The 14763-nt window shown below is 61.0% G+C and carries 13 protein-coding genes and 1 pseudogene; 7 read left to right on the top strand and 7 right to left on the bottom strand.

Going from position 1 to position 14763, the window contains the following annotated elements:
- Positions 1-109 precede the first annotated feature (109 nt).
- Positions 110-1042 (bottom strand): annotated as a pseudogene (locus AC07V0_RS03955) (cache domain-containing protein); the annotation flags it as partial.
- A 600-nt stretch (positions 1043-1642) separates the two neighbouring features.
- On the opposite strand from AC07V0_RS03955, the gene AC07V0_RS03950 reads away from it, so the two are divergent.
- A complete protein-coding gene (locus AC07V0_RS03950; protein ID WP_086944028.1) occupies positions 1643-2536 on the top strand; it encodes a PA4780 family RIO1-like protein kinase in 894 nt (297 codons plus the stop codon).
- A gap of 72 nt (positions 2537-2608) precedes the next feature.
- Entirely contained in the window at positions 2609-3826 is a 1218-nt protein-coding gene (locus tag AC07V0_RS03945; protein WP_477759350.1) for an MFS transporter, read from the top strand.
- On the opposite strand, the gene cueR is transcribed toward AC07V0_RS03945, so the two are convergent.
- The 3 genes from cueR to AC07V0_RS03930 all read right to left on the bottom strand — a co-directional run bounded on the left by cueR (position 3780) and on the right by AC07V0_RS03930 (position 7061).
- Complete coding sequence (cueR, locus tag AC07V0_RS03940) at positions 3780-4193, bottom strand: Cu(I)-responsive transcriptional regulator (RefSeq protein WP_007940146.1); 414 nt, start codon at positions 4191-4193, stop codon at positions 3780-3782. The two genes, AC07V0_RS03945 and cueR, sit on opposite strands and share 47 nt — an antisense overlap.
- Positions 4190-6583, bottom strand: coding sequence for a heavy metal translocating P-type ATPase (locus AC07V0_RS03935; protein WP_192351874.1), 2394 nt, complete (start codon positions 6581-6583; stop codon positions 4190-4192). The genes cueR and AC07V0_RS03935 overlap by 4 nt, the downstream gene beginning before the upstream one ends.
- Positions 6584-6677: 94 nt before the next feature.
- Positions 6678-7061, bottom strand: coding sequence for a hypothetical protein (locus AC07V0_RS03930; RefSeq protein WP_018928385.1), 384 nt, complete (start codon positions 7059-7061; stop codon positions 6678-6680).
- Positions 7062-7222: 161 nt separating this feature from the next.
- Here AC07V0_RS03930 and AC07V0_RS03925 point away from each other — a divergent pair, with 161 nt between their 5' ends.
- Both AC07V0_RS03925 and AC07V0_RS03920 read left to right on the top strand, forming a co-directional pair.
- Complete coding sequence (locus AC07V0_RS03925) at positions 7223-7420, top strand: heavy-metal-associated domain-containing protein (RefSeq protein WP_111455406.1); 198 nt, start codon at positions 7223-7225, stop codon at positions 7418-7420.
- 109 nt (positions 7421-7529) lie between these two features.
- Positions 7530-8726, top strand: coding sequence for a multidrug effflux MFS transporter (locus AC07V0_RS03920; protein ID WP_495019398.1), 1197 nt, complete (start codon positions 7530-7532; stop codon positions 8724-8726).
- An 8-nt stretch (positions 8727-8734) separates the two neighbouring features.
- Here AC07V0_RS03920 and AC07V0_RS03915 read toward each other — a convergent pair whose 3' ends face one another.
- Positions 8735-8905: a hypothetical protein gene (locus AC07V0_RS03915; RefSeq protein ID WP_018928382.1), complete on the bottom strand. Its 171-nt coding sequence runs from the start codon at positions 8903-8905 to the stop codon at positions 8735-8737.
- Positions 8906-9068: 163 nt separating this feature from the next.
- Positions 9069-10082 (bottom strand): zinc-binding alcohol dehydrogenase family protein, encoded by a 1014-nt coding sequence (locus AC07V0_RS03910; protein WP_495019397.1) that lies wholly within the window; start codon positions 10080-10082, stop codon positions 9069-9071.
- 119 nt (positions 10083-10201) lie between these two features.
- Between AC07V0_RS03910 and vimR the strand changes: the two genes are divergently transcribed.
- The 3 genes from vimR to AC07V0_RS03895 all read left to right on the top strand — a co-directional run bounded on the left by vimR (position 10202) and on the right by AC07V0_RS03895 (position 13701).
- Positions 10202-11131, top strand: coding sequence for a transcription regulator VimR (vimR, locus tag AC07V0_RS03905; RefSeq protein ID WP_019651868.1), 930 nt, complete (start codon positions 10202-10204; stop codon positions 11129-11131).
- Positions 11132-11447: 316 nt separating this feature from the next.
- The gene (locus AC07V0_RS03900) at positions 11448-12182 is read left to right on the top strand and encodes an ArsR/SmtB family transcription factor (protein ID WP_028940370.1); all 735 of its coding nucleotides are present in this window, start codon (positions 11448-11450) and stop codon (positions 12180-12182) included.
- A gap of 136 nt (positions 12183-12318) precedes the next feature.
- The gene (locus tag AC07V0_RS03895) at positions 12319-13701 is read left to right on the top strand and encodes an MFS transporter (protein WP_028940369.1); all 1383 of its coding nucleotides are present in this window, start codon (positions 12319-12321) and stop codon (positions 13699-13701) included.
- A 55-nt stretch (positions 13702-13756) separates the two neighbouring features.
- Here the strand turns inward: AC07V0_RS03895 and AC07V0_RS03890 are convergent, their stop codons facing one another.
- Positions 13757-14710 carry an adenosine deaminase gene (locus AC07V0_RS03890; protein WP_018928377.1) on the bottom strand — a complete coding sequence of 318 codons (954 nt, stop codon included), beginning with the start codon at positions 14708-14710 and terminating at the stop codon, positions 13757-13759.
- Positions 14711-14763 lie beyond the last annotated feature (53 nt).

Genomic DNA, 14763 nt, shown 5'->3' with positions numbered 1-14763 from the left:
GCCCGGCGGCTTCGGCCATGTCGCTGGACACTTGGGTCGAACTCTTGGAGGTGGCGAGGATCTTGGTCGCGGCGCCGCCGATGCTTTGAATCAGGTTGCGGATCGCCGCCAGAAACTGGTTGAACCAGTTGGCCAGTTGCGCGGTTTCATCGCTGCCACGGATGTGCAGGTTCTTGGTCAGGTCGCCTTCGCCCTGGGCGATGCCTTCCAGACCGCTGGCCACGCTGCGGATCGGCCGCACGATCAGGCTGGCGAAACTGGCGCCGACGATGGCGAAGAACACCGCCAGTACCGCCGCGATGATCGCGATCAGCCAGGTCAGTTGAGTGGCCGAGCTCATCACGTCGGTCTGCTTGATCAGGCCGATAAAGGTCCAGCCCAGTTGCTCCGACGGCCAGACGTTGGCCATGTAGCGCTCGCCATTGAGCTCAACCTCCACCAGCCCTTTGCCGGCCTTGCCGAGTTGCGCGTAACCGTCGCCGAGGCTGCTCAGTGCTTTGAAGTTGTGTTCCGGCTGCTTGGGATCGACCAGTATGGTGCCGGTGTTTTCCACCAGCATCAGGTAGCCGGTTTCGCCGAGTTTGATCTGTTTGACGATTTCGGTGAGCTGCTTGAGCGTCACGTCGATGCTGACCACGCCGCCATTGCTGCCCAGTTTGTTATCGATGGTGCGCACGGTGCTGACGTAGGTCGCGTCATCCTGGGCCCAGTAATAGGCCTCGGTGCGAAGCGGTTTGCCCGGCTTGGCCTGGGCCGCCTTGTACCACGGGCGCTGGCGCGGGTCGTAATTGCTCAGCTTCGCATCGTCCGGCCAGGACACGTAACCGCCCGCCGCCGTCCCGAGAATCGCATAGGCGTAGGCCGGATGGCTGTTGCCCAGATCCTGGAGGAGGGCGAAGACCTTCTTGTCCATTTCGCCTTGGGGAATGCTCTCGGCATTGGCGCTCATGTAGGTCTTGAGGCTGTCGTCGGAGTTCTTGATCAGCGGTTGGGTCGCCAGGTAGTCAACGTTCTGGCTGATGCCATCAAAGAACAGCTGCATGGCATTGCTGACCTGACGAATCTCGCGGCCACTGCCGTCGACAAAATTGTCCTTGGCATCACTGCGCAAGTTCAGCACGACGAGGGTGGCGACCAGCACCACGGGCAAGCAGGCGATGATTGCAAACGCCCAGGTCAACTTCTGTTTGATGTTCATCCGCGCTCCAGTTTTTCTTGTAGGCCCACGCAGTACTGATGACTCGCGGATTATTGGCAGCCGAAAACGTTTGATACGCCCCGATCCTTGAGCGCGCCTTCTTGATTGTTGTTGAGGCGATTGTCAGACAATTCCTTTTCTCTCTAATGACTTCGGCTGAAGCGCGGGGAAATTGAGGTCTTTTGAGAAAAATCCTGCGAACGCCAGGGATCGAGGTTAGATTCTGTCGCAAATACCTTGGCACTCCGTCGTCAACAAGTGGTTCTCGCTCAGCTATGATCCGGGGCGGTCGATGAGTTTTGCCTGATTAATCCGGCACATTGTGTGCTTCTTGATGTTCATGGGAACGTTCATAGGTCGGCAACCCCTCCCCCGAATGAGAGGATTGCCGTATAACGAATGACTTTCGCGTGTTTGGTAATAAAGGACCCACAATAAAAGCTGATGAAGACTCCAAAACGCATTGAACCCCTGATCGAGGACGGTCTGGTCGACGAGGTGCTGCGCCCACTCATGAGTGGTAAAGAAGCAGCTGTTTATGTGGTGCGCTGCGGCAACGAGCTGCGTTGTGCCAAGGTCTACAAGGAGGCGAACAAACGCAGTTTTCGTCAGGCGGCCGAGTATCAGGAAGGTCGCAAGGTGCGCAACAGCCGGCAGGCTCGCGCAATGGCCAAGGGCTCCAAGTTTGGCCGCAAGGAAACCGAAGACGCCTGGCAGAACGCCGAAGTGGCGGCGCTGTTCCGCCTGGCCAGTGCCGGGGTGCGGGTGCCCAAGCCGTACGACTTCCTCGAAGGCGTGCTGCTGATGGAGCTGGTGGCCGACGAGTACGGCGATGCCGCGCCACGCCTGAACGATGTGGTGCTGGAGCCGGATCAGGCACGCGAATATCACGCCTATCTGATTTCGCAAATCGTGCTGATGTTGTGTACCGGTCTGGTGCACGGTGACCTGTCCGAGTTCAATGTGCTGCTGACGCCGACCGGCCCGGTCATCATCGATCTGCCGCAAGCAGTGGATGCGGCGGGCAACAACCACGCGTTCAGCATGCTTGAGCGGGACGTGGGCAACATGGCGTCGTACTTCGGACGCTTCGCGCCGGAGTTGAAACGCACCCGGTACGCCAAGGAAATGTGGGCATTGTACGAAGCCGGCACCTTGCACCCGGCCAGCGTGTTGACCGGCGAGTTCGACGAGCCGGAAGAACTGGCGGACGTCGGCGGGATCATGCGCGAGATCGAGGCGGCCCGTCTCGACGAAGAGCGTCGCCAAGCGATTCGGGCGGCGGACGATGCGCCACCGAGCAAAGCCGAAGAACCGCCTCCGCCGTGGATGCAGTGATCGGTTGACCCAAAACCCGGCTTTGGCCGGGTTTTTTACACCAGCAATACCCCGCACACTCAAGGACTGAATGTGAACTCCATCCGCAATGCTCAGTTGATCGTCGCCGCCCGGCTGATTTCGGACTTCGGCGCTTTCCTCAACATGGTCGCCCTGGCTACCTACGTCTACCTGCTCAGCAATAGCGCCATGAGCGTCGGCATCTTCCTCGCCAGCCGTGTCGCCGGGGGTATCCTGGCCAGCCTGATCGGTACCCGGTTCTATCGCCGCTGGGCCGGGCGCCTGCCGCTGATTGCCTTCGATCTGCTGCGTGCCGGTTTGCTGGGTCTGCTGCTGGTGCTGCCGGTCAGCCAACAAGCGTTGCTATTGCCGCTGATCGCGTTCGGCCTGGGGTTTGGTAATTCGATGTTCGCCATCGGCCTCAACAGCCAATTGCCGCACCTGATCGAAGAGGCGCAATTACTCAAGACCAACGCCTGGATAACCTCAGCGTCGTCTGCGGCGATGGTCAGCGGGAGTCTGGTGGCTGGGTTGTTGGTGGCGGGATTTGGCTTTGAAACAGTATTTGCATTGAACGTGGTCACGTACCTGCTGGCAGCGCTGCTGATTGTGCCACTGCGGTTTTGCGGACCGGCCCCCAGCTGTGATGAACCTCTTCACAAACAGGGCGAATGGCAGGCCTTGCGCCAGGGTTTGCGCACGGCGCCGGTACTGGCGGCGATGCTGGCCGTTGCCATGGCTGACACCCTGGGCAGCGCCGCGCACAACGTCGGTCTTCCAATCATTTCAAAACTGCTCACACCCGAGTCGGCCAGCACCACCCTGGGCCTGATGCTGGCGGTGTGGGCCTGCGGCAAGTTCATCGGTGCGCGAATCGCCAGTCGCCTGAAAGGCACGGACAACGCGCACCTTGAGCGGCGATTTTTCTTTGGCGTGTTGCTGATGTCCTGCGGTTTCATCCTGACGTTTCAGCAGCAGACCCTGTACGGTTTGCTGCTGTTTTCGTTGCCCGCCGGGATAGGCGACGGGTTCTCGGAGGTTGGCCTGATGTCGCGCCTGCAACGTGAACCGGACAGCCTGCGCCTGCCGATTTTCAGTTTTCTGACGCTGCTGCAAATGACCGGGTTTGGCGTCGGCATGTTGATCGCCGCGCCGTTCTATTCCTGGTGGACACCCGGCGCGGTGGTGTTGTTGTTCCACGGCATTCCCCTCACCCTGTTGCTGGTGGTGAAGGGGTTGGCGCTCAAGAATGAGCGGGTTCGACGCAGCAACCCGAGGCCAGCTCCTTGAGAATCGGGCAGTCCGGGCGGTGGTCGCCGTGGCAGTGTTCTACGAGGTCTTGCAGGGTGTCGCGCAACTGACCAAGTTCGCGAATTTTCTGGTTCAGCTCATCGATGTGCTGACGGGCCAAGGCCTTCACATCGGCACTGGCGCGCTGGCGATCCTGCCAGAGGGTCAGTAGTTTGCCGACTTCTTCCAGTGAAAAACCCAAGTCCCGAGAGCGCTTGATGAACGCCAGGGTGTGCAGGTCGTCGTCGCCATAGACCCGGTAGCCACTGTCGGTGCGATGGGCCGCCTTGAGCAGGCCGATGGATTCGTAATAGCGGATCATCTTCGCGCTCAGACCGCTCTGGCGGGCCGCTTGGCCAATGTTCATCGGTTGTCCTCCAGGTCTTTGGGCTTCCAGGTTTTCAACAGTAACGCATTGCTGACCACGCTGACGCTCGACAGCGCCATGGCCGCGCCGGCCAGCACCGGGTTGAGGAAGCCGAATGCCGCCAGTGGCAGGCCGATCAGGTTATAGACGAAGGCCCAGAACAGGTTCTGGCGAATTTTCGCGTAGGTCTTGCGGCTGATCTCCAGCGCCGCCGGCACCAGCCGTGGGTCACCGCGCATCAGAGTGATACCGGCAGCGTGCATGGCGACATCGGTGCCGCCGCCCATGGCAATGCCGATATCAGCAGCAGCCAGGGCCGGGGCGTCGTTGATGCCGTCGCCGACCATCGCCACCACGCCGGTTTTTTTCAGCGCGGCGACAGTGGCGGCTTTGTCCGCCGGCAGTACTTCGGCGTGAACATCCTTGATGCCCAGCGCTTGGGCGACGACTTTGGCGCTGCCGCGGTTATCGCCGGTCAGCAGGTGGCTGCTGATATTGCGGGCGCTTAGGCGTTGCACCGCTTGCAGGGCGCCGGGCTTGAGCGTGTCACCGAAGGCGAACAGGCCCAGCACCCGAGGTTCGGGGCTTTGCTCGATCAACCAGGACAGCGTCCGGCCTTCGGTTTCCCAGGCGCTTGCGGAGTCGGCCAATGGCCCGGCATTCAAGCCACTTTCTTCCAGCAAGCGCCGATTGCCCAGGGCCAATCGCCGACCAGCGAGGCTGCCGGCAATGCCGCGCCCGGTCAGCGATTGACTGTCGCTGACATCGGCCACGGTCAAGCCGCGCTCGGCGCAGGCATCCAGCACCGCCTTGGCCAGCGGGTGCTCACTGCCGCGTTGCAGCGCTCCGGCCATTTGCAGCAAGGCGGCTTCGTCACCCTCGATGGCACTCAAATGTGCGATGCGCGGCGTGCCCGAGGTCAGTGTGCCGGTCTTGTCGAACACCACGGCGCTGACTTCGTGGGCGCGCTCCAGGGCTTCGGCATCCTTGATCAGAATTCCGTGGTGCGCCGCCACACCGGTGCCTGCCATGATTGCGGTCGGAGTGGCCAACCCGAGCGCACAAGGACAGGCGATCACCAACACCGCGACGGCGTTGATCAATGCAGTTTCCAGCGGCGCGCCATACAGCCACCAACCAACCAGGGTCGCCAGTGCAATCAGCAGCACCACGGGCACGAACACCTGGCTGACTTTATCCACCAGTTTCTGGATCGGCGCTTTCGCCGCCTGCGCGTCTTCGACCAGGCGGATGATCCGCGCCAGCACGGTTTCTGCGCCGAGCGCCATGGTCCGCACCAGCAGCCGACCTTCACCGTTGATCGCACCGCCGGTGACCTTGTCGCCCGGAGCTTTGGGCACCGGCAGGCTTTCGCCGCTGATCAATGCTTCATCGGCGTGGCTCTGGCCTTCCACCACTTCGCCATCCACCGGGAAGCGCTCGCCGGGTTTGACCAGAACCAGATCGTTGAGGCGCAAAGCGCTGATCGCAACCTCCTGCTCGCGGCCGTCGATTACTTGAATGGCTCGCTCCGGACGCAAGGCTTCGAGGGCGCGGATGGCGCTGGCGGTCTGGCGCTTGGCACGGCTTTCCAGGTATTTGCCCAGCAACACCAAGGCAATCACCACCGCCGAGGCTTCGAAATACAGGTGCGGCATGCGACCGGCAGCGGTGGCCCACTCGTAAATGCTCAAGCCGTAGCCGGCGCTGGTGCCCAGAGCCACCAGCAAATCCATGTTGCCGGCACCGGCGCGCACGGCTTTCCACGCAGCGACATAGAAGCGGGCGCCGAAGACGAATTGCACGGGCGTTGCCAGCGCGAACTGCACCCACGCCGGGAGCATCCAGTGCACACCGAAAGGTTGCAGCAGCATCGGCAGCACCAGCGGCAAGGCGAGGGCGATGGCCGCCAGCAAGGCCCAGCGTTCGCGCTGCAGGCGTTGTTGCTGATTATCGGTTTGCGGGTGTTCGACTTCCCAGACGCGGGCGGAATAACCGGCCTTGGTCACGGCGCCGATCAAGGTTTGCGGATCGACCTGGCCGAGCAGCTCAAGGTGCGCCCGTTCGTTGGCCAGGTTGACGCTGACACTTTTCACCCCCGGCACCTTGGTCAGCGCCCGTTCGACGCGGCCGACGCAAGACGCACAGGTCATGCCGTCGATACTCAATTCAAGGGTCTGCTGCGGCACGCTGTAACCAGCCCGCTGCACGGCGTCCATCAAGGCCGGCAGGCTGTCACTGGGCGCTTGCACCCGGGCCTGTTCGGTGGCCAGGTTGACGCTGACGGCCGTGGCGCCGATGACTTTGCTCAAGGCACGCTCGACACGCCCGGCGCAACTGGCGCAGGTCATGCCGGCAATCGGCAGATCGAAAGTGGTGGATTCGGACATCGGTCACGCTCCCTGTAGAAATTGCCTACAGGATCAACCTTGCCATGCTGGCAAGGTCAAGTGCCATGTCTCAGATCAAAAGATCGCAGCCGACTCAGTATTCCAAAGCTGCAGGCTTGAGGTACATCCCTTCCTGCGTCATCGCAATCCGGAACTTCAACACATCCCCAGCCTTGAGTTTGATGTCCTGCGACCCCGGCGCGAGCATGCCCGGGTTGCAGCCCGGCGCCTGACCCGGCAGCAGTTTGAGGCGCAGGGACACATTGCCCGGCGGCAGGTTGAACGAGGTGCTCTGTTCCTGGAACAGCCGCCCGGCCAACTGATCCTGGATGTACACGCCGATCTCGCAGGAAGTCGACACTTCCAGACGCTCGCGGGAAATGATCAGCACGCCGTAGTCCTCCCCGGCGGCTTGAACCGAAGGTGTCGCGGCAAAGAGGCTGAGGAAGCCAAACAGGCTGAGAGCTGACCAGCGCATGGCTGAATCTCCTGATGTCGAGTCATAGATGGACGCAGCTTGGCCGAGCGCGACGCCGATTGCCAGCCCGGCAGCTTGATTCAGAACTTGACCTTGCCATGGTGGCAAGCTCGAGACTGCGCGCAACCCTCATGTAAGGGCTTCATTAAAGGAGACGTCCCATGCAAGTGTTCAACGTTGAAGGCATGTCCTGCGGTCACTGCGTCAAGGCTATCACTGAGGCGCTGCAAGCCAAGGATCCGGCAGCCAGCGTACGCATCGATCTGGCGGCAAAAGAAGTCGGCGTAGAAAGTGCGCTGACAGCCGATCAGGTAATCGCCGCCATCACTGAAGAGGGTTACGGGGTAAAACAGGCCTGAGCTATTTTTAATAGTTAGCGACCTATCGGAATGTTCAAGGCGTCCACGCCCGGCTAGACTGTCAGCCTGCCGATCCATGGCTAACCTGTCTGCCCAACCTGGACGCCTGATGAACCTGCGCACAATCCTGATTCTCGGCGCCTTGAGCGCTTTCGGCCCGCTGGCGATCGATTTCTACCTGCCGGCCTTCCCGGCGATGGCGCTCGCTTTCGGCACCGACGAAAAACACGTTCAACTGACCCTGGCAGCCTATTTCCTAGGGCTGTCCATCGGCCAACTGGCGTACGGCCCGGTGGCGGATCGCTTTGGGCGACGGCTTCCCTTGCTGACCGGTGTCGGTTTATTCACTGTGGCCTCATTGGCCTGTGCTTACGCGCCGAGTCTTGAGTGGCTGATCGGCGCCCGCTTTGTCCAGGCGCTGGGTGGTTGCGCGGGCATTGTGATCGCCCGGGCAGTGGTCAGCGATAAATGCGATGCGGTGGGGTCGGCGAAGGTCTTTTCGCAGTTGATGCTGGTGATGGGCCTGGCGCCGATTCTTGCGCCGATGCTGGGCGGGTTGTTGGTCAACACGACGGGTTGGCAGTCGATCTTTCTTGTGCTGACCGGTTTCAGTGCGCTGGCCGGGTTGGCGGTGGCCCTCGGGCTACCGGAAAGTCTACCGGCCCATGTGCCGCGCCAACCGTTGTCGGGTGCGCTACGCCAGTACGGTCGGTTGCTGGCGGACCCGATATTCCTCGGTCATGCCCTGACCGGTGGTGTCGCCATCGCCGGGATGTTTGCCTACATCGCGGGCTCGCCGTTCGTCTTCATCAAACTCTATGGTGTGCCGGCCGAGCATTTCGGCTGGCTGTTCGGGATCAACGCGGCGGGGTTCATTCTGGTGGCCCAGGTCAATGCCCGGTTGCTGGCGAGACGCGGTCCGGCCTTCTTGCTGGCGCGCACTGTCTGGCTTTACCTGGCGGGCGGCCTGGCTCTGTTGGCGGTCAGCTCGCTGCACCCTGCGCACTTGTGGCCGTTGCTGATTCCACTTTTTGTCTGCATCGCCAGCCTGGGTTGTATCGTGCCCAATGCCTCGGCCTGCGCGATGAGCGGCCAGGGTGCACGTGCGGGCAGTGCCTCGGCGATGCTCGGTTGCCTGCAATTCAGCGTCGCCGCCGGGGCCGCGGCGCTGGTGGGTGTTTTGCACGATGGCAGTGCCATGCCGATGGCCATGGTCATCAGCCTGTGCGCAATTGTGGTGGTGAGCGTGGCGATGCTCACCCGGCGTTTGCAGAATGCCCGGGCGTTGGAACAAGCCCAGGCCTGAGGACGGACTCAGCCAGCAGTGCGCTGCTGACGGCCGGGAATCTGATGGGGCGCGAGCAAGCGCGCTTCAAGGGTTTTAGTGAAGGCCAAGGCTTCGGCTTCACTGCGGAACGTCACAGCGTGTTGATCCAGGCGAACCTGCCAGCGGGATGTTGCCAATTCTTTTATCAGGATCTTCATTGCTGAGTTCCTCTTGTGAAAGACGTCTCGCAAAAGACATCACGTAAAAGATTGTTCGCAGAGTTTTCGATTGTAGACCTGAATACGATCGCAATTGTGACAACGATCAACTCTCTGACTGACGGCAAAAGATCGCTGGCGCAGCGATCTTTTGATCTTCGGGTCAGAACCCTTCAAGCACAATCTTGCCCTTGGACTTGCCGCTTTCCAGCCGTTCATGGGCGCGACGCAGGTTGGCGGCGTTGATGGTTCCGAAGTGCTCACCGACCGTGGTTTTCAGTGTGCCGGCATCGATCAGCCCGGCGACGCGGTTGAGCAGTTTGTGTTGCTCGATCATGTCGGCGGTTTCGAACAGCGAGCGGGTGTACATGAACTCCCAGTGCAGCGACAGGCTCTTGCGTTTGAGCTTGGTCACGTCCAGCGCCTTCGGATCATCGATCAGCGCCAGTTTGCCTTGCGGCGCCAATGCCTCCACCAATTGATCCAGGTGTTGGTCAGTCTGGGTCAGGCTGGCAACGTGGGTCACATGCTCGACCCCGGCACGTTTGAGTGCTTCACTCAGCGGCTGACTGTGATCGATCACCTGATCGGCGCCCATGTCACGCACCCAACTCTGGGTTTGGGCACGGGACGCGGTGCCGATGACTTTCAACCCGGTGAGCTGGCTGGCCAATTGCGTGAGGATTGAACCAACGCCCCCGGCGGCACCGACGATCAGCAGGCTCTGACCCTCATCGGTTTTGCCTTCGCGTATTTGCAGGCGTTCGAACAACAGTTCCCACGCGGTGATGGCGGTCAGCGGCAGGGCGGCGGCTTCGGCGAAACCAAGGGTCTTGGGCATATGGCCGACGATGCGCTCATCCACCACATGAAGCTCGCTGTTGCCGCCGGCACGGACGATGGAGCCGGCGTAGAACACCTTGTCGCCGGCCTTGAACAAGGTCACTTCGCTGCCAACAGCCTTGACCACTCCCGCCACGTCCCAGCCCAGCACTTTGGCCGCGCCACCTTCAGGCTGCACGTTCTGGCGAATCTTGGTGTCCACCGGGTTGACCGAAATGGCTTTGACCTCCACCAACAGGTCACGCGGGCCGGCGACCGGTTCTGGCAGTTCGATATCTTGCAGGGATTTTTCGTCGCTGATCGGCAGGGAGGCGAAGTAGGCAATGGCTTTCATAGTGGGATCCTGGGAGAGAGATGATTTCGATGGCACAGATGATTGGTTATTTCTCTGCAAGATAAAACCCGCTAAAAGAGCAGTCTCTTTCAACATTTTTTTGATAATCGGGGCTGAAGATGTTGCGTTTCGATGACTTGCAGTTGTTCGTTCGGGCGGCGGACCTGGGCAGTCTGTCGGCGGCGGCACGGGGGATGGATATGTCGGCGGCGGTGGCCAGCGCGGCGTTGAAGCGCATCGAACAACAACTTGGCGCACGCTTGCTCACCCGCTCTACCCGTAGCCTGCGCCTGACGGCCGAAGGCGAGGGCTTTCTGGAGTACGCCCGGGCCGCCTTGAGCAATCTCGATGAGGGCCGCCGTTTGCTGGCCAGTGGGCAAGATCAGGTCAGTGGGATTTTGCAGCTGTCGGCGCCTTCGGATTTCGGGCGCAACCTGCTGTTGCCATGGCTCGACGAGTTTCAGCGCGAGCATCCGAAACTCACTGTACGGTTGCTGCTGGGCGACCGCATCGCCGACCTGTTCCGCCAACCGGTGGACATCGCCTTGCGTTACGGCGAGCCGGAAGACTCGAGCCTGGTAGCCTTACCCATCGCACCGCAGAACCGCCGCGTGCTGTGTGCTGCGCCGAGTTATCTGGCCCGACATGGCGAACCACGGCAGCTGGAGCAATTGGCGCAGCACAATTGCCTGCTGTTTATGCTCGGTAGCCGGGTCCACGATCACTGGAGTTTTCACGACGGAAAACGTGAGGTGAGCCTGACCGTCAGCGGCGATCGCTTCAGTGACGATGCCGATGTGGTGCGGCTGTGGGCCGTGGCGGGAGCGGGGATTGCGTATAAGTCCTGGCTCGATGTCGCCACCGATGTGCTCGCCGGTCGCTTGAAAGTGCTGATGCCTGAATTGCTCTGTGAGCGCGCACCGCTGAATTTACTGTGCGCCCATCGCGCACAATTGAGTAAGCCGGTGAACCTTTTGCGGGAAATGCTTGCCAGCCGATGCGCTCGGATAAGCAGTCAATTTCCGACGATATCGGGTGTCGATCATTAGTCGCAGGCAAATAGCGAAATTTCTGTCAGGAACTATCACCACCAATGGATTCCCGAGGGCAGGAACCGGCGGTTAACCCGCTTATACTAGCGCCCGCCTCATGTACGCGCCGTCGATCTCGCAATGGCGAGTCCACGTTCGAGTCGGTCAGACCCTACGGTCATCACCGGACCTTCGCTGCACCCGCGAAGCAATGGCCTGGGTGAGCGGGTGGCTTTGCCCGGCTTATGGCGGTTTTCGCGTCTTGGCCGAGGACACATTACTGGTCAAGATGTCTCTGAGCAGTAGACGAAACGATTCAACAGGGAGTGAATACATGGAACATGCACCTTGCATCAGCCAGATTGCCACGTTGCTGGCTGACCCAAAGCGCAGCGCAATGATGTGGGCCTTGATGGACGGCACGGCACGGCACACTGAGGAGCTGGCGTTGCTGGCGGGCCTGTCGCCGTCTTCGGCCAGTGCGCATCTGGGGCGCTTGTCCACCGGCGGTCTGTTGAAAGTCGAAACCCGTGGGCGCAAACGGTTTTTCCGGCTTGCCGCGCCCGAAGTCGGCGCCGCGATAGAAGCCCTGGCCAGTGCTACCCTGGCCAGCGCGCCTCGGGATATTCCAGAGGTGTTCAAACGCACGAGCCCTATCGCCAAACCTCAGGCGGCGCCTTCGTCACTGCTACGGGCCAGGCTTTGTGACGACCATCTGGGCGGTACCCTGGCCGCCGATCTTTACCAGCGTCTGCTGGATGCCGGCTGGATCGAGCAGCTCGATCAGCGGGTCATGATCACTCACAAGGGTTCCACGCAATTGGCAGCACGCGGTGTGTTCATCCAGGCGCTGGCCCACCGCAACGGCAGAGTCGCCTGCGCGTGCCCGGACTGGAGCGAAAGACGCCCGCACATGGGTGGTTCCTTGGGGGCGGCCTTGTTGCAACTGTTCATGCAGTCCGGCTGGTTGAGCCTGCCCAGCGATTCGCGAGCCTTGCAGATCACGGCCACGGGGCAACGTGAAATCCATCGTTTCGCCAAGGAAACCGAGCTGGAAATGGCGCTTTAGAGCCATTGGGGGACGATGTCCGGGATTCTGGGCTTCAGGCGTCGTTCAGAGCTGTGGGCAGGTCGTATCCAGCAATAACCCCCAGTCACTATCGCGCACACTCGATCCGGGGACTTTCGGATTGGGGGAAGGTGGCATGGAAACACGAAGCTTCAGCGCGGCAGAACGACTGGAACGGCTGCCCATCAGTGGTTATCACCGCATCATTTTCATCATCATTGCCTTGGCGTTTTTCTTCGACTCCATGGACCTGGCGATGATGACCTTCCTGCTAGGCTCGATCAAAACCGAGTTCGGCCTGAGCACGGCGCAGGCCGGGTTGCTGGCCAGTTCGAGTTTCTTCGGCATGGTCGTGGGTGCCTCGCTGTCCGGCATGCTGGCCGACCGCTTCGGGCGCAAACCGGTGTTCCAGTGGAGCATTGTGTTGTGGGGCATCGCCAGCTACCTGTGTTCCACGGCGCAGAACGTCGAAATGCTGACGTTGTTCCGTATCCTCTTGGGGATCGGCATGGGCATGGAGTTTCCAATTGCGCAGTCGATGCTGTCGGAGCTGATTCCGGCCAAGCGTCGTGGGCGTTACATCGCATTGATGGACGGCTTTTGGCCGCTCGGTTTCGTCGCGGCCGGGGTGCTGTCGTACTTCCTGTTGCCGGTGATTGGCTGGCGCGACATCTTCCTGGTGTTGGCGGTGCCGGCGGTGTTCGTCCTGGCGATTCGTTTTTTCATACCCGAGTCACCGCGATGGCTGGAACAGGCCGGGCATCATGATGCAGCGGACACGGTTTTACACCGCATTGAAGAACGGGTTCGGGCTTCATTGGGCCGTTCGGATCTGCCTGAGCCGATTCGCCTGCCACGGGTGGCGAGTCAACCGGGCAACTTCTTCTCCGCGCTGCGGGAAATCTGGTCGGTGCAATATCGCCGGCGCACGATGATGATCTGGAGCGTGTGGTTCTTCGCCTTGCTGGGTTTCTATGGCCTGACGTCCTGGCTCAGTGCGCTGCTGCAACAGTCGGGTTTCGCCGTGACCCAGTCGGTGTATTACACGGTGCTGATTTCCCTCGGCGGGATTCCCGGGTTCCTCATGGCTGCCTGGCTGGTGGAGCGTTGGGGGCGCAAACCGGTGTGCGTCGTGACCTTGCTCGGCGGCGGGGTGATGGCGTTTCTTTATGGTCAGAGCGCGGTGTTCGGCGGCAACGTCAGCCTGTTGATTACATCGGGGCTGCTGATGCAGTTCTTCCTGTTCGGCATGTGGGCGGTGCTCTACACCTACACCCCGGAGTTGTACCCGACGTCGGCACGGGCCACGGGCTCGGGGTTCGCTTCGGCCATCGGCCGCGTGGGTTCGCTGCTCGGGCCAATGGTGACCGGGCTGGTATTCCCGATGACGGGGCAGGGCGGGGTGTTTGCGTTGGGGGCGATGTGCTTTGCGATTGCGGCGGCAGTGGTGTGGATCTTCGGGATGGAAACCCGGGGCAAGACATTGGAAGAATTGAGCGAGCCGGTGATCATCAATTAGTCACCGAACCTGTAGGAGCGGGCTGGCCCGCTCCTACAGGTTTATCGGGTGACCTTTAAGGTTTCACCAACCGCGCATCCAGGCTGTTCTGCGCCAGACGCTTGGCCTGATCCTGGGTCATGCCCAGATCGGTGTACAGCGCGTGGAAGTTCTCGGTGACATAGCCACCGAAGTACGCCGGGTCATCGGAGTTCACCGTGACCTTCACGCCGCGTTCGAGCATGTCGAGGATGTTGTGCTGGGACATGTGATCGAACACGCAAAGCTTGGTGTTCGACAACGGGCACACCGTCAGCGGGATCTGCTCATCGATGATCCGCTGCATCAAGCGCTCGTCTTCGATGGCGCGCACGCCGTGGTCGATGCGCTGGATTTTCAGCAGGTCGAGGGCTTCCCAGATGTACTCGGGTGGGCCTTCTTCACCGGCGTGGGCCACGGTCAGGAAGCCTTCGTGGCGGGCACGGTCAAATACGCGCTGGAACTTGCTCGGCGGGTGGCCCATTTCAGAGCTGTCCAGGCCCACGGCCACGAATGCATCACGGAACGGCAGCGCCTGGTCGAGGGTTTTCTGCGCTTCGTCTTCGCTCAAGTGGCGCAGGAAGCTGAGGATCAAACCGCTGGTGATCCCCAGTTGCTGCTCGCCATCTTTCAATGCGGCGGCGATGCCGTTGAGCACCACTTCGAACGGGATGCCACGGTCGGTGTGGGTTTGCGGGTCGAAGAACGGTTCGGTGTGAATCACGTTCTGTTCCTTGCAGCGCAACAGGTAGGCCCAGGTCAGGTCGTAGAAATCCTGGGAGGTGCGCAGCACATCGGCGCCCTGGTAATACAGGTCGAGAAACTCTTGCAGGTTGTTGAAGGCGTAGGCCTTGCGCAGGGTGTCGACGTCGTTCCACGGCAGGGCGATCTTGTTGCGTTCGGCCAGGGCGAACAGCAGCTCAGGCTCCAGCGAACCTTCCAGGTGCAAGTGCAATTCTGCCTTGGGCAGAGCGTTCAGCCAGTCGTACATTTTTGAAATCTCATCAAGTGCAATGGGGGCATTCTACAGATGCCCGCCGAAAC

The organism is Pseudomonas sp. GW821-FHT01E10, from assembly GCF_059422365.1.
The sequence above is the reverse complement of the archived record's forward strand: the minus strand, read 5'-3'. Positions and strand labels throughout refer to the sequence as shown.